Below are 23,285 nucleotides of genomic sequence, written 5' to 3'. Positions count from 1 at the left end.
TCATGATCTGGAACGCCGGCATACACATCGGTCCCCGCGACGGGCGCCATGCCGTGCGCGGACAGCGCCTTCAGCGCTCGGCGCCGGCCGGCGGACGGAGGTCGGTGAACCACTCGGCAACAGCCGTGGCGCCGCAGGTAACCATCTGCTCGCCGGGAACTCCGTGAGACTCGAAGACGGTGGCCACCTCGCGGAAGCTGCCGCTGCCGTCAGGTTCGAATGCCACCGCGCTGAAGCCGTCCGGCCAGCCGTCCGCGGCCGTGAACACCTGGAGCATCACGTGCGGCTCTTCCAGGGCACGGTCCTGCGCGACATGAAGCGGATGCGCGTACACAACTCCCTCCTCGCCGTCATAGAAGCCGGCCACGTCCGCGCTCCTGAGGGCATCGAGCAACCGCTGCGCGGCGCCGGGTACCGGCGCGGGCGCGTGGCCGGTGAACCAGAGGGCGGCATAATCCACTACCTCGGCCGCGCATCCTCAGCGATGCCGTGTACCGGATCCCCGGTGTAGACGACGTCGACGAACTCGTGGCCCGGTTCGTACAGGGAAGCCGCCCATGGTGCGTCGTGCTCGGCAACCGGCCGGTCAGCGCTCTCTCCGGACGCGATCAGCACGTGCGGGTGGCACAGGACGTCGTCGCCGGAAACGGTCGGATTCAACGGGACGGCGAGCGCCGTGACACCGCCCTCCCCGTATGGGTAGGCGGGGTAGCCGTGTGCACCCAGGGCGGCTGACATGACGTCGGCCTCGGTGCGGCAATCCATCGGTGCAGGAGTCATCGGAGCAGTCCTTCCGAGCAAGGGGCAGGGAAGCCGGCCCGCCGGTGCGGGAGCGGCCAGGCTGAGTTGGAGGAGGAGGCGCGTGGGACCGGCCCGGGGAGAGGGGCCAGAGGTCGGGTCAGCTCACCTCGGCGACCGCGATGAGGTTCACCGGTGGCGCGACGCGTACGCAGCCGGACAGGGCCCGGCGGAACGGACGCCCGCTGGGGCCGGCGAGGACGACCATCGGGACACCGCTCACCGGGTCGTTTCCGGGAGTCATGCTGACGACCTTGGCGCGGGCCTTCACGTGGCTGCCCGCGGAGAACTCGACGATGTCACCGGTGCCGATGCCGGACGCGTACCGCGGCAGCGGGGGAGGGGTGACGGTGCCCATCATCAAGTGCCGCTCGTACGCCCGGGCCCCGCACAACTCGTAGTCCCAGTCGCTGGGCAGGTCATCGCGCTCGATGTCCCGGTAGGTGCGCTCGACGACGACTTCCACCGGCACCAGGTCGTACGGCGAGCGGGTGCACTGAAGGCACTCGTAGACGTCGCCCTCGGCGGGGAGCCGCTGGCCCATCTCCCAGTCAGTGCGGCCGTGATCACGCCGGTGTACTTCGGCCAGGCGGTCCAGCTCAGCGCGGACGGCGTCGCCCGTGCGCAGCACGGTGGGCCCCTGGCCGAGAAGACGGTAGAAGCGGGAACTGTCCGGGTTGGGCGGCGGCGGTGTGGGCTCACCCCGGCCGGGCAACTGGTCCAGGCCGAGCGGCCGGTACGACGTGATCGTGTGCTCCTCGACCAAGCGGTCCACAACCGTCGACTCCTGCCGGAATGCCTGGTGGTCGCGAACGCGGTACGGAACGGAGATCCGGACCCGGCCCTGGGCGGCACGGGCGCTGTGGTGCCGGGAGTGGATGACCCACGCAACACCGTGGACACGCGCGAGGGGAAAGGTGTGGTCGGGCTCGACCACCGTGTGGCGTCCGGGCCGGTGCGGCTCGGACGGCTCGAAGGTGACGCGGACGGCCGGGCTGTACGACGAGCCTTGGCGGTGCAGCGAGGCGACGGTGTCCCGGTGGAAGCCGTTCAGGACGACGGCGCCGACGTGCAGGTATGCGGCTTCGATGCTGCGCATGTGCTCCTCAGTTGCTGGAGTTGCTGGTGTCCGTGGCTGGTCAAGCCCGCCGGCCGGTCAATTCGTGTGCGCCGTGGCGGTGCCGTTGACGGCCGCATCGAAGACGACGTCCCGTGCCTCCCGGGCACTGAGGAGTGCCGAGATCTTGAGCTCCTGGATCGTCTCGATCAGATCCCACGGCCCGAATGTGCGCCCGGGAAGGGCAGAGAACTCGCAGGTGTAGCGGCCGTTGGAGCCGTGGACGGTGACGGTCGGGGTGGACACGCGGAGATCCTCCGTAAGGGGCCGAGTGCGTACCTGTGGTCGGTGCCGCACAAGTTCGGAGGTCGATGCCCAAGACACCGAGCAGCGCGAACCCCCAAGTTGCTCTTCTAAGTTACTACATTAACCGCGCTAGAAACAAGTTAAAAGAGTCAATGGGGTCGCCATCAGGAGTCTGAGTGGGTACCTGCGAACGCGCGCCTCGCCTGCGGGCCGATTGGCACGCCTGCACCTCCAAGCGGACCGCACCGAGCCGGCAGTGGACGGGCGGCGTGCCCGCCCAGTTGGGGGCCGGCATACCTTCACGGCAGTCCGAGACGGAGGACGAGGGGCCGCGTGCCCCCGCCGGCCTGGTTGAGGAGGCGGGCGAGGCCAGCCCCTCACCTGTCACTTGCGGGACTCGGACATGTCGCCGAACGCCCAGACGAAGCTCGCCCACTCCTCGGCCTCCCACTCCTCGGCCTCCCGGTCCTCGGCGCGAGACTGCACCTTGGGGACCGTGGCCTGCCGGTGGGCGACGTGATGCAGAGCGAGGAGCGCAGAGACGGCACCCAGCAGGGCGAAACCGCCCACCGTCGGCGACGGGGTCACGGTGTGGCTGCGATCGGCGGCGAGCGCCACCAGGAAGGCGAGCGTCACAAGGAGGGCCAGGAAGTCGGAGACGCACGCGAGCGCAGCCCACACCGGACGCACGGCCACGGAGCGCTCATCCCACAGGCGGCGGGAACCCTCAGGGGCGAGGGCATGAGACAGCAGCAGTACGCCGAGCTGGACGCCGCCCAGAAGGGCCAACAGGACAGCCGTCGCTGCGCCGCCGTAGAGGACAGCGGTCAGCAGGCTCGGTACAAGCAGGACGAGGACAAGCACGTGCAGCACGGTGCAGTGACGATGAGGGCAAGTGCGGGTCGGCAGGTGGCCATGGGCAGCGTTCATCGGCGAGGGCTCCCGGGCGGAGTTGGAGGTGTCAAGGGCCGGAGCCGGGACCAGGTGCTGGGCCCCGGCCCCGGGGAGCGGACCTCAGTACCGGCGGGCGCGGCGACGGGAGCCCCGGTGCGCGCAGTGGTGAACGACGCACAGGCCGAGGAACCCTGCCATCGTGAACAGACCGCCGGTCGAGAACAGCACCGCGCCGGAGCCTCCGCTGAGCTGAGCGCCGATCACGAGACCGGAAGCGATGAGCAGCACCAGGGCATCGGTGATGAGTGCCGCAGCCGCACGAACCGGACGTGCGGGGCGCTTCGGGGCGCCCTGCGCCGCGCGCCGGACACCGACGGCCATGAGCAGGCCGAGCGTGGCGAATGCGACGAGTGCGAGGACGGTCACGCTGGTGCCGCCGCCGAACAAGGCGGGGAGCATCCCCAGGACGATGACCGTGCGACCTGCCCGTGTGCACCAGCGGTGCGGGAAGGGGTGGGAGATGCCGTGCTGGGCGGTGCAGCTCATCGGGAGTGGCTCCTCGTCATGGGTGCTCGCGGTGTTCAGCCGGGTGCTTGCTTCACCCTCGCTTAATCTCTAATGTACCCTAGTGGGTTATTAAAGGCAAGCGTTAAGAGTCTCTGAGGGTGTGGGTCTACCCCTGTCGGCGACGGGCGGCCTTCCGGCGCGCGTGCCGCCGCGCCAGTGTCGCCTCCAGCGGGCGTGCCACGATCACCGCCGCGACGATGCCGCACAGGCGCGCCCACCAGGGTGGCGCGCTATCGGATGTCGCGAGGTACCAGCCGACCCCGAAAAGGAAGTTCAGGGCGATCAGGAGGAGCAGGTGGGCGGTGCTGAACAAGCGTTCGTAGAGCATCGGGTGCCTTTCGTGCGGAGTCGAGGTGTTGCCTGTCCGGGGCGGCCCCACTGGAGGGCCGCCCCGGGTGAGTCAGCAGGGGGTCTCGGCGTGGCAGGCGTGGCAGCAGCGGCCGCAGCTCGCCTCGCAGTTGACCTGGACTCGTTCGCCGCATCCTGCACAGGGGACGTACGCGTCGTCGGGCGCGAAGAAGCCGCCGATGCCGGTCCCGTCGTCGCAGGTGCACGTGGCGGTGGTGGTCTGCATCTCGACTCCTCGTAATGGGTGGTTCGCGGTGACCCGGCTGGGCGCTTGCTTCGCCCTTCCGTTAATCACTAATGTACCAGAACAAGTTAATAGGGTCAAGGGGGCGACGTCGAAGGCGCGGCGGACGGCGCGATCCCGTCAGGAGCGCTTCAGCGTGATTGCGTCCACGACCGGTGTGCCGTGGAACGGGCGGCCGAACCAAGTCTTCACCGTGATCGGCCGCGCACGGCGGCGCCCCGGCGTGGTGTAGTCGGCGAGCAGCGGCGCCGCGACTGTTGCCACCTCGGTAGCGGACGGGCCCCCGCTCCAGCTCACGGAGAGCTTCCAGCCGGACCTGCGCCGGACCGAGAACCGAATTCCAGGGAAGGCGTGGCGCAGCATCTTGCGCAGGTGAGCGGCGGTCTGCGAATGCGTCAGGGGCGGGGTGTAGGGCTGGAGCAGCTCGTCCGGGTGAAGGTGGGGAATGACCGAGGTGTACCGGACATGGGTGAGGGACGCGGACGCCCCGTCAGGCGTGCGCAGCTCGTAGTGGGAGGCCGGCGCGCCGAGCAGCGTCGCGGACATGCAGAGTGTGCAGGCGCAGGAGTGTGCGATCCAGACGCGGCGGCTCTCGTCGTCCTCGTGCCGTACCCAGCTTCCGTCGGGGAGCCGCAGGGCCAGGTAGCCAGCCGGGGCCGAGCCGGGAGCGGGTGCAGTTGACGCCGTCATTCTCGTGTCCTTTGTTCGGGGCGGGGCGGGGCGGGGAGCCTTCGCGCTGGGCGCGGGCGATGCGTTCAGGGCTGGCCCACCTGGCGGCGGGGAGCCCGTTCACGGCCGCTGCGTGGCCACAGGGCGCAACGCGTCGAGTAGGGCTGCGTCCATGGCGTAGCCGACCGCCTCGCGCGCCGCGTACTCGGCATCGACGATCTCGCCGGGAAGATCCATGCCGAAGCCGTAAGAGGTGACCTGCGGCCCGGCCTGCGCCGAGGCGGACACGTCCAGGAGGTCGAGAAGGGCAGCCCTGGCCCGTTCCAGGGTCAGGGTGTCGCTGTCGATGAGCGAGCGGATCTCGGTCTGGCGTTGCGTAGCTTGCTGGTCCATGTGCTCCTCGGTGGTGTCTGGGTGGAGACGGGGCGGCCGGGCGGCCGCCCCGGGCAGACGGAGTCAGACGACCCGCATTCCGATCAGGCGGGGCGCGGTGTCCCGGACGCCGCACCACTCGTCTGCACAGTCCGGGCACATCTGGTGGGCGCAGCCGCAGTCGTCCAGGTTGTAGACGTGCCATCCGGCGTCGTGCGCCTCCTCGGTGCCCTCGTCCGCGTCGTCGAGGAAGGGGGAGCGCTTGCCGCACTGGCCGCACTCGATTCGATCGAAGTCGATGACCCTCAGCGCCTCGGCGCCCATCAGGCGGAACGTCGTCTCGGTGAGCATGGCGGTCATGTGGACTCCTCGCGGCGGTGGTTCGCGGTGGCCGGTTGAGGTGCTTGCTTCACCCGCCCCGGTAAACACTAATGTACCAGCAGGGGTAAGTATTGGCAAGCGTGTAGGGTCCACTTGAGTGGAAGGTCGTGGAGGCGGGCGCCGACGGCGGCCGCATCGCGGCGGGATGGGGGCGGCCGTCAGGGCGGAGTGCAGCAGGAAGCCTCTGTGCGGGTGGGCGCAGATGGCGCGCGATGAGCGGGTCCCGCACTGCACCGCGAAGGACGGCCACCAGTGCGTCCGGCCGGAAGGTGCCTCCTGCGGCCGGCTGAATGGGGTGCGCCGCGTCCGCAGTGCGCCGACACCACTCCCGTGGGCAGGTGCGGGGCCAGGTGTCCCAGTGAGGGATGAGTGCGGCGTAGAGCGTCCCCCAGCGCGCCAGCAGGCCAGTCGCCGCAGCCCGTCAGGGCGAGATGCTTGGCGCCTAAGCGGCGCACTGCTCGCGGTAGATGGTGAGGTACTTCCCGCAGGTGAGGCGGTCGGCGCAGGCGTCTTCCACGGTGGAAGCGCCTCCTTCGGCGGGCTGAGCGCTACGGCAGGGGCCGGCTGTTGTAGAGGTACACGCCGATTACGCCCGCACGTGCGAGGAGTTCGGCCTCGACCGGGTCGCTGGCGTAGTCCCAACCCTCGGCGGCGCGGCACGCCGCGTACGTGTAGGAGTGGCCACGGGAACATGTGTACCCGTTTTCCGTGTGGTGCAGAGGGGCGCCGCACTCGTGGGCGGTGGGGCCGTCTTCGTCGTAGCCCGACACGAGTTCACCGCACGTGTCGTCGAGCCCGTCCGGAGCTGACTCGGTAGGGGGCGTGATGGGCACGCGGTACTCCCTGGGTTTCGGGGTGGGCTTGGGGGCGGAACTTCATCTCTATATTACAGTTTGATGCTGTCTGAGTAAACTGAAAAGAGTCACGCGCGGGGCTTGGGGTGAGCCTCCGTCGGTCAGGGGTTACAGGTCTACGCGGAGGGGGTGCCGGAGCGACCGTCCACATCTTTCAGCTTCTATAACTTGCGCAACCCTCACTCATTAAGTACATTAGAGATTGCCAGGTGATGCAAGCACCTGCCACCACCGCGACTTCCGGAGACCTGCGTGAACGTCCCGCTCCCCACCGCCCTCGAAAGCCTCGGCGACCAGATGTCCCAGCACGGTTGGAACACCGCCTGGATGCGCAAGCACGGCGAAGCCCGCGTCGAAGGGAGTCGGAAGGGAGGTGCTGCGGTCATGGTCACCGCGCGCTACACCCTCGAAAAGGGCTGGGCCACCCGGTTCTACGTAATCGGCTCCGTCGATGACGGCTGGACGGACTGGGCCCGGGTTCGGCGCTCCGACCTGCTGCACTTCATCGCCACGAACCGCCTGCCCGTCGAGGCCAAACCCCGGAAGGTGCCTCACAGCAAGTGCCGCTGCCGTAAGAAGGCGATGCCGACGCAGTGGCACGCCCTCCGCCACCTGGCGCGTATCCAGCTCCAGCGGCTCGCCACACGCGGCGCGGTGGAGGAACAGCGCGTCTATCGGTGCCGCCACGATGCCCGCCGCTGGCATGTCACCTCCATGGAAGACCGCTCCTCCGGTCCCTGGCGCGGAGCTGCCGCCGACCTCTGAACGACGCCCGAATCACCACCAACCCCACAGAGCCGAGGAACAGTCACCCATGCCGCAGCGAATCCCCCTGGACACCAACGGCCACGACCTCCTGCCCAAGCGCACCGACCAGGTGACCGTCTTCGCCGAGCCAGGGGAGAAGCCGTTCGTGGCCGGCGTTTACTGGCGCTGCGCCACCTGCGACCAGGTACCGGAGTACATCGTGCGCGACAAGGCCGTCCAGGTTCAGAAGCCGTGCCCCTACCCGAACGGCATCACGACCGAGATCAGGATCAATGTGCCTTCCGGCAAGCTGATCGTCACCGATGACCTCCGCGACGTCTACTGCGTCGACCACAACGGGGCATCCGAGAACACCGCCCTCGGACAGGCTCAGGTAGTACAGGCGATGGCCGCTCTCGGCTGCGCCTTCGGCCCTGTGGGCAACTCCAGCCCGGGCCTGTACCGCACGTGCCAGAGCGACAGCTACATCATCGCCTCTCCGATCCTCGATGACGACGATGTTCCCTCCATCCCCGACGAGGACTGCATCGCCGAGATCGATACGGCGCTGTGGGCCTACTCGATCGCCGACTACGAGGACTGGAAGGCCAAGGGCGGAGCCCCGGGGCAGAAGCTGCTCGGCCATTACACCGTCGTCGATGTGACCCCGGGGACCTACAGGTTCACCCACCACGTCGGCGAGCGTGGATTCGACAAGTACGCCCCCGAAACCGTGGTCTTCGCCCACGTCGAGCGGATCTCCCCGCCCACCACGAACTGAGAATCACCGCCGGGCACCTCAGCTCGGCCACCGCACCTTCCATACTCAACCCCAGGAGTTCCCATGCCGCTCTCTCGCCGCGACTTCAAGCTGTCCATGGCTATCAGCCCCATGAAGCGGAACGGTCCCGAGACCGAAGCTCTCAGGAGCCTGCTCGTACACCGCCTGCGCGACGCCCGGATGGCGATCGCCCGGCTCCCGCTGAAGGCCAACCTCGCCACTGCCGGGCTCAAGAAGTACTCGGTGCACTGCGAGCCGTGCCGCAGCTGGTTCGACCTCCCCGAATGGGGCGAGGAGTTCACCTGCCCGAAGTGCCGGCAGCTCTACGCCCTGGAACTCGCCGTCTTCTCCGCTGTGCCTGACGAGAGGGCCTGACCACGACGGTACGGGGGCCGGTGTCAGACTGGCGCCTGCCCCATCTCGCCATCAGCCGGTTTGGCCGTAACCGCTGGGAGTCCGCCCCGACCTCCAGCATGCCGACGCTCGGTGCGGTCATCCCCGCCCCGGGGGCGCGCCGGCTCACCCACTCGCACCGGCGAACGCGGCTTCGACCACCGCCCCCCGGCACGGTCGTCCCCGCCCACGCCGAGCGCATCGCTTGGCGCATCCGCAGCGCCCGGCCAGCGGCCCCGCCCCCGGCTGAGACGCTGCTCCCCGCGGCCCAACCTCCCGAAGGAGTGCACCGTGCCCCTGCCCGACAGCGCCTTCCCGGCGCTCCCGCACGTTCCCGACCCGCACCAGCTTCTCGTCGACGACCCGGCCTTCACCTTCTCCTCGTCCTGCGGGGGCAGGGGAGGACTGGCCGGCTTGCGCGCCTGGCAGACCGCAGACGCCGGCTGCTTGGCGATCGTGACGGAGAGGGGCCTCGGCGTGAGCATCACCAACGCCGCTGAGGAGATCACCGCCGCCCTTACCGCGCGCCTGCCGGGCCCCCTGGTCGTGCTGGAGCACTGGCTCCCCGGCGACGGCGCCGACCACCACCGCCTGGACCAGGTCCTCGCTGCCGCCGACCGCCGCCCGCAGTGGCGCCGGATCTGGCCCACACCACCCACCAACCCCCACCACGCCTCGTGCGAGACGTGGATGAACACCTGCGGACACGCCCTGCTTGCCGCCCGTGCCTCCTGAACTCCGTGCCGCTCGTCCGCTGGCAGCCTGAACCGTCAGCCTTCCTGCGCCGTCTCCCGGAAAGGGGAAACACACATGCCGATCCTTCAGAGCCCCATGGGCGACCGGGACGGCCGCGTTCTTGCCCATGCAGCGGACCGCACCCTTTTCGCCGTCACCGAGTACGGCGCAGTGCGCTACTACACGGACCGGCTCGGACCCGGCGCCCCCGCCCTCCACACGGCCGACGTCGTCTACCGATGTGCCGAGCGAGGCTGGATCGCGCAGGACGAGGACGGCCAGGGGCTGACCATTACCGAGGCCGGCCGCTCTGCACTGGCCCTGTACCAGCGCTACGTCAAGCAGCGCGATGAGCTCCCACACAGCATCACCCGGAACCCCATGCGCGGCGAGCCGCATGATCCGCGCGAGCCGGTCCGGATCCTGCACGACGCCCGGACCGGTCAGGAGATCCGTCCCGGAGACCGGATCGCGGACCCGGCTGGCGAGATGATCACCTACCTCGGGACGAGCATGACCCGAGCGGGAGACGACGGGCCCTGGCAGCCCGGCGGGCTCCTCCGCGTCCTGTACGACGGAGGCGTTCCGTGGGTTTTCCTTCCGTCGCAGGTGGGTGCGGCCTTCGACGACGACAGCGAGTAGAGCGGCACCCGAGGCAGGCCCCCATGATCCGGCGGTTGCCCCCGCCGCCAACGCCGGAGCCCTGAGTCGACTTCACCGGGTGTACGGCCCCCGGTCCTTCCCGTCGGCCCACACCGTCTGACCCAGTCGTGTGACGGTTATTCCGAAGTCCCACTGATCGGGCCGTCCGCGTGCGCGCCAGAGTTGGTGTCCGGAGCGGAGCGCGCCCCGCAAGCCTGGCCTGTCACCGGAGACGGAGACCAGACCGCCGTCGGCCAGCTCGGCGTGCGCCGCGTGCCCGACCGCATCCCGCAGGTCCACTCGCGGCCCAGGGCCGGACCGATCGATGCTCACGATGATGCTCGGGTGAGACACCCGCAGCGCGAACAGGAGGTGGCCGTCGACGAGGTCGGCGAACATCTCCTCGTCTGCCGCCTCGTCGTCGCTGTCGAGGATGACTGCAGACGGCGTCGGTTCGGCTTCGGGCGCGTAGCGCGGGAGTAGTGTCCTTCTGGCGCCGTCGCGCGCCGCTGCCGCCTCCGTCGTGCCCGGCCTCCGCCCGGCCGCCGCCGCCTCGTCGTCCCGTCGCCGTCGCGCGCCGCGCCGCCGCGCTGCCGCCCGCCGTGCCGCCGCCGCCTGACCGCCCCGTGCCGCCGCCCGCCCGCCGTGCCGCCGGTCCGCCGCCGCCGGTCCGCCGCCGCCGGTCCGCCGCCGTCGCGCCGCGCCCGGCCGCCGGTCCGCCGCCCGGCCGCCGGTCCGCCGCCCCGTGCCGCCGGGCCGCCCTGCCGTCGCGTCGCCGCCCCGCCCGCGCCGCCGCGCCCTGCTGCCGCCGCGCCCTGCTGCCGCCGCGCCCTGCTGCCGCCGCGCCCTGCTGCCGCCGGGCCGCGGCCCCCGCCGTTGCCGGCGTCGCGCCCGGCGGGGGCCCCGCCCGCCGGGTGTGGGTTGTCTGGTTCGGGTGTGAGTACCGCGCACAGGGTTCTACGGTGCACCGGTGAGCACTGAGACACCGCCGGGAAGCGGGACCGGACTGCCCGAGCCGCCGGAGGGCGGGGCCGGACTGCCCGAGCCGCCGGAGGGCGGGACCAAACTGCCGGATGTCGATGAGGTCTTGGCCGCGGCGCTGTGCGCGCAGGGTGAGCCGGGTGTGCGGGCGCTGGGGCTGCTGCGTGATGCGCGCCGGATCCTGACCGGCACCGTTCTGGAGCGGCCGGGAGAGGTCGCGGAGTCGTGTCTGCGCGGCGCGGCGGACGCGCTGCTGAGCCTGCCGGGCGCTCCGGCCGTTCCGGTGGGCCTGAAGTCCGCGGCCGCAGGCCTGCTCGACGCCGTGGACGCCGTCTCTGCCGCGCGGGTTGCCGTCAGCGGCGCTCCGGCCGGCCGGGACGACGCCGTCCCGGAGGCGAGCCGGACGGCCGCCGGTGCCGCCCCGGCGGCCGCCTCCGGTGCCCCGGCCGGCCCGTCGGCGTTCGCGTCCTCCGGCGTCGCGGGGGTTGAGGAGGCGTGGGAGCGGGTGAGCGCGGCGGCCGAGGTGCTGCGCGGGCAGCTGGCCCGGCCGGGCGGCTACCACCGGGGCCGGGCCGTGGGGATCGCCGAGCGCCTGATGGGGGTGAAGCTCGGCGTCGCCCAGGAGACGGCGCTGGACGTGTGGGGCGCGGTGTACGGCACGACGTCGGGCACCCTGCACGGTGCCGTGGCCGAGGCGGGCCGAGCGGCCCGCCTGTACGCCGAGGTTCTCGCCGCGGCCCGTCAGCTGCTGGTGCCGCTGCCCGGCCGCGCCGCCCGGGTCTTGGAACTCACCGCCCTCGAGAGCCCGGATGCCGCGCACGCGTTGGAGCTGGCCCGGTGGGCCGACCCGCGTGCCGCCGCGTTTTTCTTCCGCTCCCGCCCCGCCGCCGCCTGGCTGCCGGTCCTCCAGGAGCACGCGCCGCACCTGCTGCTGCCCGACGCCCCGGCCGGCGGGGTGTGGCCGGCCGGCGTGTTCTTCGAGGACCTCGCGGCTGCCGACCCGCCCGCGGCCGGCGCCTGGCTGGCCGAGCACGCCGAGGAGGTCGCGGCCGCGGGCCGGCCCGCGCTGGACGCGGTGCTGCGCCTGGCCGGCCGCGGCCCCGGACTGCTCCCTGCGGCCCTGGTGCGTACGGTGCTCGCCGGACAGGCCGCCGCCCGCCCGGCGGGAGAGGTGGTGTCCCCGCCGGAGGGGTGGACGCTGCGCCTGGCGGCCGAGTGGGCCTGTGCGGTGCCCGTCCCGGCCCGGGACCGCGACTGGGTCCTCGTGGTCGAGCTCCTGCTGAAGATGACGGTCGAGGCCGAGCACGCGGCCGCCCGTGTGCGCCGCGCCGGTCCGGCCGCCCGAGCCCGCGCCGCCGCGCAGTACCCCGGCCTCCTTGGGACCGGCGTCGGCCGGGTCCTGCTCGACGACCCCGAAGACTGGGAGCGGGCGGCGCTCGCCGAGGCCGCCCGGATGCCGGACCACCTGGTCGGGCGCCTGCTGCAGGAACTCGTGGCGAGCGCCCACCCGGACGGGCCCGGCGCCGGGGCGCACCCGCAGGTCCGCATGATCCGCGCCGTCGTCGCGGCCCGGCTGGCCCGGGACGTGGAGCTCACCGACCCGGCCGCCCGCCGCGTCGTCTTCCACGAGGACCTTCACCGCGTCCGTCTCACCGCGCCGGCCGCGTTCGGCGGACCCCGCCTGGCGCGCGCCGTGCTCGACCTCGCCGCGGCGGACGCGGACGCCGGCGAGATGCTGGCCGAGCGCACCGCCCAGTGGAAGAAGGTCGCCGCCGCCGACGCGTGGCTGCACGACCTGATCTGGGCCGCGCACCTTGCCGTCCGCGTCCCCGACCCGCATGAGAACTCACATGAGGACATGCATGAGGACTCCCATGAGGACCTGCATGAGGACCTGCAAGAGGACATGCATGAGGACAGGCGTGAGGACGCGGTTCCCTCGCCTTCGTGCACGGCCCCGTCGGCGCCGCCCGCGCAGGAGGCGGCCCAGTGGCAGGCTCGCGCCCACGAGCTCGTTCCGCGGCTGCTGGGCGGCCGTCCTGATCCGGAGCCGGCGCGCCTCGTCGAGGCGGTGTGGCGTACCTGCCCGCCGGATGCTGCCGCCGCGCTGGAGAAGGCGGCGCGCGCGGCTCTCGGCACGCCTCCGTCCAGCCGGGACATCGACGAGGTCCTGCCTGCGGGCGCCGACGGGGCCGACGGCCGTCTCGAGCCGCTCGCGTCCTGGCTGCGTGTGTGGGACTGGTCGCCCGTCCTGCCCGCGCGGCTGCTGGCCGGCTTCGAGCCGCTGCTGGCCGCGCTGCGCCGCATGGCCCCCGACGGTCCGGCCGACCCGCGCGCCGCCGCCCGTCCGGAGCCGTTCACCGCGCCCCGGGGCGTCGACGGCGAGGACCTGGTGGAACTCGCGGCCGCCCGCGGTCCGCTGGCCGCCGCTGCCGCCCTGAACGCCGCCGGGGACCGGGGCGCCGAGGTGTACGCGGGCCTGCTGAACCGGCTCGTCGCCGCCGCGCCGGACGCCTGGACCGCGGACGTGCCCGCCGTCCTGGCCACGCTCCGCACGCCCGCCCTGCGCGGCTTCTACCTCACCGCGGTCCGGGCCGCCGCGCACCTGCCCGGCGCCCTGCCGGACCGGAACCTCTCCCACGCCATCGCCGGCGCGCTCCAGCTGCGCCGCTCGCTTCCCGGCCCCGGGACGGCCGGCGAACAGACCGACACCGCGGCCCTGTTCGCCGACGAGGCGCTGTTCGGCCTGCTCGCCCAGGCATGGAACCGGCCCGACGGCGCCGCCGGCCTCGACGACGTGCTGCTGCCCGAGGCCCTGGCCCACCTGCACACCCTCGCCGACGCCCTCACCCGCCCCGCCGAAGCGGCGGCCCCGCCCGCGCAGGTGCCGCCCGCCGGCGGGCCGCAGCGCCCGGACCCCGCGGTACGCGCCCTGGAGTGCCTGCTCGACTACGCCGCGGCCCGGGCCCGCGCCGGCGCCGCGATGCCCGCCGACGTCCTGGATCTCCTCGCCAGGGTCCTCGCCGCCGGCCCGGCCCGGCCGGCGGTGTCCGCCGCCATCGGCCCCCGGCTGCCGGCCCTGCACCGCCACGCCCCCGGCCACGCCGCCGGCCACCCCGCGCTCACCGCCCTGGACGGCCGCCCCACACCGGCCGCCGCCTGGCTGCACACCGGCCCCGCCGACCCGCCGCTGCTCACCGCCCTGGACCGCGCCGCCCTGTTCGCGTCCCTCCGCCACGGTGCCGGCGGCCCGGCCGAGCACCTGGCGCACGCCCTCACCGCCGACCCGTACGCCCTTGGCGACCCGGCCGGCGCCCTCACCGAGATCGCGGCCGGACCCGGCGGCCCGGCCGCCGTCTCCTGGCTGCTGCAGGTCATGGCCTGGCGCCTCGATCCGGCGTGGGGCGACATCGCGGCCGGCCGCCTGCACTTCACCCGTACCGTCCCGCGGCCGGCCACCGGGGAGGAACTCGCCGCGCTCACCGCCGTGTGGCGGGCCGCGCTCACCGCCCACCTGCCGCCCGGCGCGCTCGCCGGCGCCGGCTACTTCGCCCACCTTCCCCTCGACGACGCGGTGTGGCTGCCCCTGGCCCGCGCCAGCGCCGAGCACACCCCGCCGCACACGCCCGCCACCGCCGCCGAACGCGCGGCCGCGCACCCCGGCGACCGGGACGCACTCCTGCTGACCGCCCGACTCCTCGACCGTCCCGCGGACGTGTGGGGGACCCAGGCCGTTCTCCCGTACGCCCGCGCCCTGCTGCAGACCGCGCAGGCCATGACCGCCCACCCCTGCCCGGACACCGTCGCGCAGCTGCGCGAAGCGCTGATCAACGCCGGCGAGGTGGACGCCGCCCACACCCCGGCCGGCTGACCGCCCCGCCCCCGGCGGGCCGCGCGGGAGGAGGTGCGCGCCGCGCCGCCCCTCCCGCGCCGCCGGCTCCACGGCACGAAAACCGGTCCGGCCCGCCGGCCCCGAACACGGCCGAAGCGCCGGCCGCCGCTGCCCGCACCTGCAGCGCGACGCACCGGCGAACACACTGGTCAAGCAGCACATGCGCGCTGCATCAGCGCGCTGACAGACCACGCTCACATGCCGCGTCCGCTCAGCACGCCACACGGGCACGCCGGTCATCCACGCTCACCGGCTGGTCACCTTCGGACAGGTGCGGTCAAGATCGTGAAAGCGTCGACCTGCGACGGCCGCGGCCCGTAGCGTCCCCGGGCATGACGGAATCGAGGAGACCGCGGCTGGTGCCGACGGGGAACTGCTTCTGCGGATGCGGCGGCGAGGCGGAGATCGGCCGCTGGTTCGTCGCGGGGCACGACATCACCGCCGCCGCGGCCCTGCGCGCGGTCCAGGGCGAGAGCCTGCCGCAGCGGCTGGTGCGCGCCGGCTACGGGCCGGACCGCTCGGTGGTCCAGGAAGCGGTCGAACAGGCGGGCTGGGTGCGGTGCGCCGGCTGCGCGTACGCGGGAGCGCCGGCCGGGCTGGCCGCCCACCAGCGCTCCGGCGGCTGCACCGGCGTCCCGCCGGAGCCCCGGTCCGACCAGGACGGTACGCCGACGCCCGACCAGGACGCGCCGCCGGCCGGGCCGCCGCCCGGGGAGCGCCGCCCGCGCCGGCCGGGCACGGCCCAGGACACCGGCCCGGTCCGCGCCGCAAACGGCCCCGCCCAGGGACTGCTGCTCCCGGGAAGCGGCGACCCGTTCTGGAAGCAGGTCCCGCTGCCGCTGCGCCACACCCTCGCCACGGCCGCGTACCGGCTGGTGACACCGGAACAGCCGGTGCTGCGGGAGAAGGGCAACCGCGGCGTGCGGTACGCGCTGCGGGCGGCCGGCAACAAGCGGATGACCGGCCGGCACTGGCACGCCCTGCTGACCGCTCCCCGCGAGTCGTTCGGCAGCGCGCGCAGCGAGCGCGCGGACCAGGTCTTCACCGTCCTTGGGGAGGTGGTGGCCCAGTACGTCGCGCCGGCCCTCGCGCAGCGGCCAGCCGACGGCACCGCCGGCCCCGCGGCTGATCCCGCGCCGCCCTCGCCCGGGTGAGCGGACGCCGTCCTGCCGCCCGGCCGTGCCGCGGGTCCGGTGGTGTCCCCCTGCCGGCCCTGTGGTCCGCGGGCCCTGTGACCGCCTGGCCCGCCCCGGGCGGCCCGTCCGCGGCGCGGCGATCGCCGGCACGGCGCACGATGCCGGTATGGCGAAGGCGACGGCGTACGACGCAGCGGTGAAGTCCTGGCACTGGTACTCACGCGACCACGCGCTCGCGGCGGCGCTGCTGTGCCGCCGGTGCGCGGAGCTGGAGCGCAGCCCGGACCCGCCCGGCGAGCAGGACCGCGCGCAGGGACTGGCCTGGTCCGCGGCACAGGCGGCGGAGCACCGGACCTACGCGATGGGCGCCGTCCTGACGGCGTTCGCCTTCCTCGAGGCCTCCGTCAACGAACTGCTCGCCTCGGCGGCCGAGGACCAGCTCGAGATGGGCGGCGGCAGGGGAGGCCTCACCGCCGAGGAGCGCGCCGCCCTCGTCGGCCTGCAGCAGGCATGGGGCGTGGGCGGTCCGTCGCTGCTGGATCGCGCGCAGCTGGTCCTCCACCTGCTGCGCCGGAACCCCTTCAACAAGGGCGAGGAGCCGTTCCAGTCGGCCGACGTGCTCAGACGCCTGCGCAACGCCCTGGTCCACTACCGGCCCGAGTGGCGCGCGGTCGGCGCCGGCAGGGCAGACGACCGGATCGCCAAGGACCTGGCCCACCTGCCGATCGCACCCCACCCGTTCGCCACCACCGGCCACCCGCCCTTCCCCGACCGGCGCCTCGGCCACGGACTGGCCTCCTGGGCGTGGAAGACGTCCCTGGCCTTCACCGACGACTTCCTCGCCCGCGTCGGCGTCCAGCCGGTCTACGAAGACCTGCGCCCCCGCCTTTCGACCGACCCGGCCCCGACCGGCTGACCGCACGCGCCGCCACAGGCGTCCCGCTCCGGCGAAACCCGCCACTGACCTGCGCGGACAGCAACCCGGAGGCCCACCGTCACGCGTGCGTGACAGCTGCACCCGGCCCGGCCCGCTGCGCCCGGGGCCGGTCACGGCGCCGCGGGGCGCCCCTTGGGCCGGTGGCGGCGCCCGCGCCCGGCCGCGTGGCGCAGCAGCACCTCGCGCACGTGACCGCACGCCTCACCGGCGGGAAGTCGCGCGGTACGCCCGGCGATCGGCCGCTCCTCGGGGCCCAGCGCCCAGCGGTCCGGATCGGCCAGGTGCATGAGCCGGCGCCCGGCCCGTTCGGTGGCGGCGGCGATCCGGGCCCGGTCGCCGGCCGGGTCGCCGGGGACGACGAGCCGGCCGCGGGTGACGGCCCGCAGCCGCGGCAGGATCTTCTCCCACTCCCGCCCCGGCCCGGAGCCGGCGCCGTCCGGGCGGACGCCTGCGTCGAGGAGCACCGTGCCGGTCGCCACGTCGGCGACGGCGACCTCCACCAGGCCCCTGTGCTCGTCCTCCTCCCGCTCCTCGCCGGGCACGGCCCGGGTGCACAGCACGACCGCCGCCCCGTCCTCGGCCAGCGGCCGCGCCCAGCGCAGCCGCGCTCCCCACCGGGCCTGCCCGAGGCGGATGTCCCCGCGGTGGCGGCCGGCCAGCGCATCGGCGCGCAGCTCGGCGGCGACCGCCTCGCGCTCCGGTCCGCCGTCCGCCCGGCCCGGCGCCCACTCCACCTCCCACAGGCCGGTGGTGTCGTCGAAGTACGCCCACACCTGCACCCGGTGCCGGTCGGCGAGCGCGGCGGCGAAGCGGTGCACGGCCTCGGCCCGGTCGGGCACCCGGGCGACGAGGTCGCGCAGGGCGCTGGGCCGTCCCGCCGGCACGGACCGCACCGCCTCCCAGTCCACGCCGGGCAGCTCCCGCAGCGCCTCGACGTCGCGGACCCGGTAGAGCGGCACGTCGATCCACCGTCGCCGGCCCACCTGCGCCTGGACGGCCGAGGCCGGGGTGATCCACCCGGCCCCCGCGGCCAGCTTGAAATCGACGGCCCGGATCTCCAGCAGCCCGCATGCCTCGTCCGCCCGCACCAGCCGCTCGCCGGCCACCCGCTCCCCGAGCTCCTCGTCGTCCGCGAGCTCCTTGAGGCCGGCGAGCGGGTACCGGCCGCCGGGCCCGGCCGTGATCCGCCCCTCGCCGGCGACCTTCTCCAGCTCCGCGCGCGTCCACCCCAGATGTTCGGCCGCCGCCTGCGGCGCCAGGCTCACCGCGCACCACGCCTCCCGCTCGGCCGCGGCCCGCGCCTCGCGCTCCTGGCGCCCGGCGATCACCTCGGCCAGCACCTGGTGTCCCTGCGGCGTGAGCCGTCCGGCGTCGCGCACGGAGTACAGCAGGTGGCCGGAGTACTCGCCCACGACGCGCAGGAACCCGCGCCCGGCGAGCTCGGCGACGTCGTCGGCCGCGACGTCCAGGCCAGTGGCCGGCGCCAGGACCTCCTGGGCGATCCGCCGCGCGCCGTACCCCTCCCGCTCGGCGATGGCCTCCCGCAGTTCATCGACCCGGCCCGCCAGGGTGTCGGCGGCCTCCCTGCTCCACCCCCGGCCGCTGGTCCGCTCGGGCACGATCCCGAGCTCCTGGCCGCGGGCGACCATCCACGGCTCGATCCCGAGTTCGGCCGCCAGCTGCCCGCGGTTGACCACCGCCGGCCTGCCGCCGGCCGTACCCGCCGCGTCCCTGGAAGCCTGCTGCTGCGTCACATCCCACCGCCTTCACCGGAGTCCACGGCGCCCGGGGTACGGCGCCGCACCCCGGGGACCGTACTCCCTCCCACGCCCGACAAGCAACCATGACATGGGCTCTGACCTGCGTTTTTGTATCTTGCAAGCCGCAACCCTCGCGGGGTTTGGCCGCGCCGGATGCCCGTGACACCGCGGCCGGCGCATCCGACCGGACCGGCGCGCCCGGGTCCGCCCGGCCGGGGGATGATCGGGAGATGGCCGAGGACACCGATCACACACCCGAGCCGGCCCGCTCAGGCGGGGACGACCTTGCCGCGCTGGCCGCGCCCCGCCGGCGCACCGTGGACGAGCACATGTTCACCGCCCCCGGGCTGCCGGGAACGTTCCGGCTGCAGCTGTTCACCGCCCCCGGGGCGCGCCCGGTCGCCGTGGTCACCCAGATCGCCCGCGAGGAGGGCATGGGCCTGACGAACGGCGCGGAGAGGTTCGCGGCCGCGGTGTGGGAGCGGCACTGCCCCGAGCAGGACCTCCCGCCGGTGTGGGTGGAGCGGCAGCTGTGGGGCGAGGACTCCCTTCAGGAGACCCGTTTCAGGCGGGTGGTGTTCGCCGAGACCGACCGCTACCGGCCGCGCCAGCCGCGGTGGAGGGCGATCACCCCCGAGCAGCTCGAAACGCTGGTCGGCGGCCCGGTCGAGACCGGCCGCGGCACCGGCTACGTGCCGCGCCCCGACGAGCCGGAACCGCAACCGGTGTTCGAGGCGTACGCGGTCGTCCGCCTCGCCCGCCCGAAGCCGTTCCGCGCGCCGGCGTGCATGCCGGCCGGCGTGCCCTGGTGGCGGCGCTGGACCCGGCAGCTGCTGCCGAACCGCACCGTCCGCACCTGCTGCTGGTACCACGGCGGCGACTGGCACAAGGTCAACGCCCTGGCCCTGGAGGCGCTCCGGAGGTCCCGCGAGCAGGCCGTGGACCCCGACGACATGCGGGAGTTCGCGGTGTCCCACGCGGCCGCGGCCGGCGCCACCGACTGGGAGACCGAGGCCCTGGCCACCCTGTTCTGCCTCGGTGACGCGATCCAGCCCGACCGCGAAGTCCGCTACATCAACGGGCAGCACCGGGCCCAGGCCATGCTGGACGCCGGCGTGCGCCGCACCGTCGTCCTGCGCCACATCCAGCCGTAGCCGCGCCCCCGCCGCCGGCCGGGCACAGCCGGCAGCAGGCCCGGCCCCCTGCCCCTACGGCGCCCGGCCGCGGTCCGCCTGCCGGCCGCCCGCCATCTCCAGCGCCGCCACCGCCCGGTGCGGCAGCTCGCCGGCCCGGGGCCCTGTGACCCGGCCGTCCGGCCCAAGGAGGCGGGAGGTGGACTTCGCCTCCACCACGATGGTGCCCCCCTTGAGGTCCGAGAAGGTGAAGTCCGGGCCCGGCCCGGTCTTCAGCCGGTTCGCCTCGACGAACAGGTCGCCCGCGATCTGCATGACACGTTCGAGCGAGCGCGGCGGCACGCTGCCGTTGCGGTGCGCCTCGTTGGCGATGAGGTACGCGGTCCCGACGGTCAGGGCGGTCTCGATGTCCTTGGGGGACATGGTGTCCATCAGGTCCCGGAACCAGGGCGTGATCTTGTCGGTGCCGGTGCCCCGGCTCTGCGCCGCGGCGGGCGGGCGCCGCGGAGTGTGGCGCGGGGGAGCGCTGCGCCGCCCGCGGGCCGCCAGGACACGGCCGAACGCCTCGCGGTAGTGCCGCTGGGCGGGGCGGCTGACCCGGCAGACGTCGAGGAGGGTCTGCAGCTGCTCGGCGCTGGCGGGCAGGCCCTTGCGGCGGACGATGCGCCAGGCGGTGGTGCGCGGGATCGGCGTGCGGCCGGCCGCGGGCCGGACCAGCGCGGTCAGGGGCGGGGCGCCGGCCCGCTCGTACTCCGCGGCGAGCGCGGCGCCGAGGTCCTGCGCGGTGTGGACGAGCGCGGGCGCGGGCGCCTGGAGCGCGGGGAGCCGGCCGCGGAGTTCGGTGCGGCCCCGCGTCCGCAGGACGTGCGCGCGGTCCCGGGCGGCCCGCTCGCCGCCGCAGGCGCGCACGAGAGCGTCCAGCACGGCCGTCGAGGGGGCCGCGGTGCCGGACTCGGCGCGCTGGACGGTGCCGCGGGAGACGGCCGCGGCCGCGGCGAGACCGCGCTGGGACAGCCGCGCGGACCTGCGCAGGCCGGCCAGGTGCTCGGCGAGGTCGGCGAACGGCCCCCGCACGGAGCCGGGGTGGGGTGAGGTCATGGCCGGCCCCTCTACTTGCCCGCGCCGGAGCGCACCGCGGCCTCGACCAGGACGGCCATCAGCCGCCGGCCGCCGCCGGCCGCGGTCAGGGTGGCCGCGCCGACGGCCCCGCACCCGCCGAGCAGCAGGAGGATGTCGCCGATCGGTGTCCCCTTCAGGAACAGCGCCGTGCCCAGCGTCAGGAAGACGGTCAGCAGGATCAGCGTGTGCGTGGGCCCCAGGCGCCCCGCCGCCCCCTCGCCGGCGGGCGCCGGCGAGGGGGGCTGGGCGGGGGAGGGCTCGGGAGAGGCGGGCAGGCCGGTCATGGGCGCGCAGGACTCCGTCCTGACGGGGGCCCCGGCACACGAAGGACCGGGACCCGGCGGGATTGGTCGCAAGCAGACGCAGCCCTGCGGCAGTTGGCCCTGCGGATGCGGGGCTGCGCGGTACGCACAAGCCTTCCATGACCGGCCCCCCGCCCACCCGAACCCGTGTCCGTTATGCCGGTTTCACCGGTTTGTGGCCTCACGGATGTTCCGCTGGCCCACAGGTGACTTCCGCAGCGCCCCGGCCCTGAAGAACGGGGAACCCGAGGACAGTTGGGCGCCGCGAGAGCCTCGCGCGGCCCAGCGTTTGTTCCCGCGTGCTTGCACGGCGGGCCCCATCAGTAAGACGCTGCCCGGCACCGATACCGACGGCCTTCCGACGGTGTCGACCTGACGGCGAGTTGGTCGCAAGCCCGAGCCCTTCAGGACCCACGGCAGGCGCGTTGGCCCGCGCCCGCCGACACCGGCCGGTACCGCTTCGGTACCGGCCGTCGGTGTCTGCGCCCCGGACGCAACCGGCGGCTCGTGTCCCCGCCCGGCCGGAACCCGGCCGACGGCCGTTCTCCCCCTGGCCCGAAGGCGCCGAACCGCCGCCCGGCTGCGGGAGCTGCGCGCGGGGTGACACCGGGATGTCACGGCGCGGCCTGCAGCGGCCAGGACCGGCCGGTGGTGACATGCCCCGGCCGGACCCACTTGGTGACGCGGCGGGCGAACTGCCGGCGGGTGAAGGCGGCGGCGTCGCGCACCACATAGCCCTCGTCATGATCGGTGTCGGTGCTGCTCTCGAAGATCCGGTGCAGCGCGGCGGGGTCTCGGCGGGGGCCCTGGTAGAGGACCGGGACCGTGGCGAGCCCGAGCAGCTCGGCCCACTCGACCGTGTCCGTCCAGGGCAGGCAGGTGTCGCCGGCCCAGATCGAGAAGACCATGAACCTGGGCAGCGGGCGGGTGTAGCGCAGGGAGTGCGTGACGGTGAGGTTCTCCCCGCAGACGAACCAGCCGGGCGGGATGTCCGCCCGGAACGTCGCCGCGTACGCACGCATCTCGTCCTGCCAGGGACGGCTGCGCCCGGAGGGCGAGCGGGCATACATGCCGTCGCGGTGGACGGTGGTGTTCTCGCCGTCCATCTTCATGGTCATCACGATCCGCGCGCCGGCCTCCGGGACGAATGTCTCCCAGTCGGCCCGCTCGTCGTCCGCCGTGGCTCCCGGGGAGCCGGGCAGGTGAGGGGTGCGCGGGTAGCGCGGGTACAGCGTGTTCATGCTGCTGCTCTCCTTCCTCGCAGGGCGCGGGCCCGGCCGGGCGGTGCTGGAATACGGGCGGGGGTGAGGGCTCAGCGGGCGCCCGGCGCGCAGTGCCCGTCGCACTCCTCGCCGTCGTGGACCGTGCACCCGCACCGGTGGACCCGTTCGCCGCCGGCGCGGAGCTTCCAGCCCTCGGCATCGAACGGTCCGACGTCCCCCGCGGGGGTCATCCGGCGGCCTCCGCCTTCCGGCAGGCGGGGCAGGTCACGACGGCGGTATCGGGCATCCAGTGGTCGCTGCGGCCGATGATCTTTCCGCAGCCGGTGCGGAAGCTGCGGCGGCCGGGAGCGGCGCTGTGGGTGTGACGGCCGCCGTAGAGACGGATGCGGCGGCCGGCGGGGCCGGTGCGGGCCCGCTCGACGAGGTGCTCCACGGTCGGGGCCCACCAGAAGCTGCGCCCCATCTCGTCGGTGCCGTCGGGCTGGACGTAGCTGTGCGCCTTGCGGCTCAGGCCCATCTCGACGGCCTCGTTCGTCACGCCCAGCGCGGCGGCCAGGTGGTTGACGTAGTGGCGTTCCCGCCGCGTGGCGGGGTCGATGGTCGGGACTGCGGGAAGCCAGCGGCCCCGGCCCTTGCCCTGGTTCTCCTTGATGAGGTGGCCGTGGCGGTCCAGGTAGCCGAGGGCCTGGCCCAGGGCGAGGACCACCTCGACCGGGTACCGGGGCCGGGGGCCTTCGAGCACGTCCGGCCCGAGGCGGACGCCGATGGCCTGCGCGACGGCGTGCAGGGCCGGCGGGAGCGCGGCCTTGTGCCCGGTGGCGCTCTGGACGGGAGTCTTGTGCCACTTCTGGGCAGAGCTGCGACTGAGGCCGAAGGCGCGGCTGATGTCGCTGAGGCTGAGTGCTTCGGTGCGGCAGGTCAGGTCGATGCCGTGAGAAGGAGCGTTCATGTCACCAACGTCTCGTGTGACTTGCGGGCGGATGGGGTGAACGGCCCGGCCCCGCAAGGGGCCGG

28 protein-coding genes are annotated in these 23,285 nt (G+C 74.0%); 10 read left to right on the top strand and 18 right to left on the bottom strand.

Annotated elements, in window-relative coordinates; translation table 11 throughout:
* Positions 1-70: 70 nt before the first annotated feature.
* The 12 genes from FEF34_RS38045 to FEF34_RS37995 all read right to left on the bottom strand — a co-directional run bounded on the left by FEF34_RS38045 (position 71) and on the right by FEF34_RS37995 (position 6,469).
* Positions 71-460: a hypothetical protein gene (locus tag FEF34_RS38045; RefSeq protein WP_138058019.1), complete on the bottom strand. Its 390-nt coding sequence runs from the start codon at positions 458-460 to the stop codon at positions 71-73.
* The gene (locus tag FEF34_RS38040; protein WP_138058018.1) at positions 460-780 is read right to left on the bottom strand and encodes a hypothetical protein; all 321 of its coding nucleotides are present in this window, start codon (positions 778-780) and stop codon (positions 460-462) included. The genes FEF34_RS38045 and FEF34_RS38040 overlap by 1 nt, the downstream gene beginning before the upstream one ends.
* A 118-nt stretch (positions 781-898) precedes the next feature.
* Positions 899-1,897 (bottom strand): hypothetical protein, encoded by a 999-nt coding sequence (locus FEF34_RS38035; RefSeq protein WP_138058017.1) that lies wholly within the window; start codon positions 1,895-1,897, stop codon positions 899-901.
* A gap of 57 nt (positions 1,898-1,954) precedes the next feature.
* Positions 1,955-2,161, bottom strand: a complete 207-nt coding sequence (locus tag FEF34_RS38030; protein ID WP_138058016.1) for a hypothetical protein — start codon at positions 2,159-2,161, stop codon at positions 1,955-1,957.
* A 384-nt stretch (positions 2,162-2,545) separates the two neighbouring features.
* On the bottom strand, positions 2,546-3,034 hold the full coding sequence (locus tag FEF34_RS38025) for a hypothetical protein (protein ID WP_138058015.1): 489 nt from the start codon (positions 3,032-3,034) through the stop codon (positions 2,546-2,548).
* 141 nt (positions 3,035-3,175) lie between these two features.
* Positions 3,176-3,601 carry a hypothetical protein gene (locus FEF34_RS38020; protein WP_138058014.1) on the bottom strand — a complete coding sequence of 142 codons (426 nt, stop codon included), beginning with the start codon at positions 3,599-3,601 and terminating at the stop codon, positions 3,176-3,178.
* 127 nt (positions 3,602-3,728) lie between these two features.
* Positions 3,729-3,950, bottom strand: coding sequence for a hypothetical protein (locus FEF34_RS38015; RefSeq protein ID WP_138058013.1), 222 nt, complete (start codon positions 3,948-3,950; stop codon positions 3,729-3,731).
* A gap of 72 nt (positions 3,951-4,022) precedes the next feature.
* On the bottom strand, positions 4,023-4,196 hold the full coding sequence (locus tag FEF34_RS41725; RefSeq protein WP_171053362.1) for a hypothetical protein: 174 nt from the start codon (positions 4,194-4,196) through the stop codon (positions 4,023-4,025).
* A gap of 138 nt (positions 4,197-4,334) precedes the next feature.
* Positions 4,335-4,904: an LPD29 domain-containing protein gene (locus FEF34_RS38010; protein ID WP_138058012.1), complete on the bottom strand. Its 570-nt coding sequence runs from the start codon at positions 4,902-4,904 to the stop codon at positions 4,335-4,337.
* A 99-nt stretch (positions 4,905-5,003) separates the two neighbouring features.
* On the bottom strand, positions 5,004-5,276 hold the full coding sequence (locus tag FEF34_RS38005; protein WP_138058011.1) for a hypothetical protein: 273 nt from the start codon (positions 5,274-5,276) through the stop codon (positions 5,004-5,006).
* 63 nt (positions 5,277-5,339) lie between these two features.
* Entirely contained in the window at positions 5,340-5,615 is a 276-nt protein-coding gene (locus FEF34_RS38000) for a hypothetical protein (RefSeq protein ID WP_234043313.1), read from the bottom strand.
* Between the two features lie 569 nt (positions 5,616-6,184).
* Positions 6,185-6,469 carry a hypothetical protein gene (locus FEF34_RS37995; protein WP_138058010.1) on the bottom strand — a complete coding sequence of 95 codons (285 nt, stop codon included), beginning with the start codon at positions 6,467-6,469 and terminating at the stop codon, positions 6,185-6,187.
* Positions 6,470-6,742: 273 nt separating this feature from the next.
* On the opposite strand from FEF34_RS37995, the gene FEF34_RS37990 reads away from it, so the two are divergent.
* From FEF34_RS37990 to FEF34_RS37950, 9 genes are all read left to right on the top strand, one after another.
* Complete coding sequence (locus FEF34_RS37990) at positions 6,743-7,255, top strand: hypothetical protein (RefSeq protein ID WP_138058009.1); 513 nt, start codon at positions 6,743-6,745, stop codon at positions 7,253-7,255.
* Between the two features lie 49 nt (positions 7,256-7,304).
* Positions 7,305-8,018, top strand: a complete 714-nt coding sequence (locus FEF34_RS37985; RefSeq protein WP_138058008.1) for a hypothetical protein — start codon at positions 7,305-7,307, stop codon at positions 8,016-8,018.
* A gap of 63 nt (positions 8,019-8,081) precedes the next feature.
* Positions 8,082-8,393: a hypothetical protein gene (locus tag FEF34_RS37980; RefSeq protein WP_138058007.1), complete on the top strand. Its 312-nt coding sequence runs from the start codon at positions 8,082-8,084 to the stop codon at positions 8,391-8,393.
* A gap of 309 nt (positions 8,394-8,702) precedes the next feature.
* Positions 8,703-9,146 (top strand): hypothetical protein, encoded by a 444-nt coding sequence (locus FEF34_RS37975; RefSeq protein ID WP_138058006.1) that lies wholly within the window; start codon positions 8,703-8,705, stop codon positions 9,144-9,146.
* 75 nt (positions 9,147-9,221) lie between these two features.
* Positions 9,222-9,788 carry a hypothetical protein gene (locus tag FEF34_RS37970; protein WP_138058005.1) on the top strand — a complete coding sequence of 189 codons (567 nt, stop codon included), beginning with the start codon at positions 9,222-9,224 and terminating at the stop codon, positions 9,786-9,788.
* Positions 9,789-10,133: 345 nt separating this feature from the next.
* The gene (locus FEF34_RS43515; protein WP_234043312.1) at positions 10,134-10,271 is read left to right on the top strand and encodes a hypothetical protein; all 138 of its coding nucleotides are present in this window, start codon (positions 10,134-10,136) and stop codon (positions 10,269-10,271) included.
* A gap of 487 nt (positions 10,272-10,758) precedes the next feature.
* Positions 10,759-14,640, top strand: coding sequence for a hypothetical protein (locus FEF34_RS37960; protein WP_171053361.1), 3,882 nt, complete (start codon positions 10,759-10,761; stop codon positions 14,638-14,640).
* Positions 14,641-14,993: 353 nt separating this feature from the next.
* A complete protein-coding gene (locus FEF34_RS37955) occupies positions 14,994-15,815 on the top strand; it encodes a hypothetical protein (RefSeq protein ID WP_138058002.1) in 822 nt (273 codons plus the stop codon).
* Between the two features lie 148 nt (positions 15,816-15,963).
* Positions 15,964-16,713 carry a hypothetical protein gene (locus tag FEF34_RS37950; protein WP_138058001.1) on the top strand — a complete coding sequence of 250 codons (750 nt, stop codon included), beginning with the start codon at positions 15,964-15,966 and terminating at the stop codon, positions 16,711-16,713.
* Positions 16,714-16,844: 131 nt separating this feature from the next.
* Here the strand turns inward: FEF34_RS37950 and FEF34_RS37945 are convergent, their stop codons facing one another.
* Positions 16,845-18,488, bottom strand: coding sequence for a hypothetical protein (locus FEF34_RS37945; RefSeq protein ID WP_138058000.1), 1,644 nt, complete (start codon positions 18,486-18,488; stop codon positions 16,845-16,847).
* A gap of 236 nt (positions 18,489-18,724) precedes the next feature.
* Between FEF34_RS37945 and FEF34_RS37940 the strand changes: the two genes are divergently transcribed.
* Positions 18,725-19,648: a hypothetical protein gene (locus FEF34_RS37940; protein ID WP_138057999.1), complete on the top strand. Its 924-nt coding sequence runs from the start codon at positions 18,725-18,727 to the stop codon at positions 19,646-19,648.
* A 54-nt stretch (positions 19,649-19,702) separates the two neighbouring features.
* Here the strand turns inward: FEF34_RS37940 and FEF34_RS37935 are convergent, their stop codons facing one another.
* The 5 genes from FEF34_RS37935 to FEF34_RS37920 all read right to left on the bottom strand — a co-directional run bounded on the left by FEF34_RS37935 (position 19,703) and on the right by FEF34_RS37920 (position 23,220).
* A complete protein-coding gene (locus FEF34_RS37935; protein WP_138057998.1) occupies positions 19,703-20,725 on the bottom strand; it encodes a helix-turn-helix domain-containing protein in 1,023 nt (340 codons plus the stop codon).
* Between the two features lie 11 nt (positions 20,726-20,736).
* Positions 20,737-21,030: a hypothetical protein gene (locus FEF34_RS37930; RefSeq protein ID WP_234043311.1), complete on the bottom strand. Its 294-nt coding sequence runs from the start codon at positions 21,028-21,030 to the stop codon at positions 20,737-20,739.
* A 632-nt stretch (positions 21,031-21,662) separates the two neighbouring features.
* Complete coding sequence (locus FEF34_RS37925; RefSeq protein WP_138057996.1) at positions 21,663-22,289, bottom strand: RNA ligase family protein; 627 nt, start codon at positions 22,287-22,289, stop codon at positions 21,663-21,665.
* Between the two features lie 71 nt (positions 22,290-22,360).
* Positions 22,361-22,501 (bottom strand): hypothetical protein, encoded by a 141-nt coding sequence (locus tag FEF34_RS41720; RefSeq protein WP_171053360.1) that lies wholly within the window; start codon positions 22,499-22,501, stop codon positions 22,361-22,363.
* Positions 22,498-23,220, bottom strand: coding sequence for a hypothetical protein (locus FEF34_RS37920; RefSeq protein ID WP_199800768.1), 723 nt, complete (start codon positions 23,218-23,220; stop codon positions 22,498-22,500). Before FEF34_RS37920 ends, FEF34_RS41720 begins: the two co-directional genes overlap by 4 nt.
* Positions 23,221-23,285: the final 65 nt, after the last annotated feature.

The sequence above is a fragment of the Streptomyces marianii genome (assembly GCF_005795905.1).
GTDB lineage: Bacteria > Actinomycetota > Actinomycetes > Streptomycetales > Streptomycetaceae > Streptomyces > Streptomyces marianii.
This window is presented reverse-complemented; position numbering and strand designations above follow the sequence as displayed.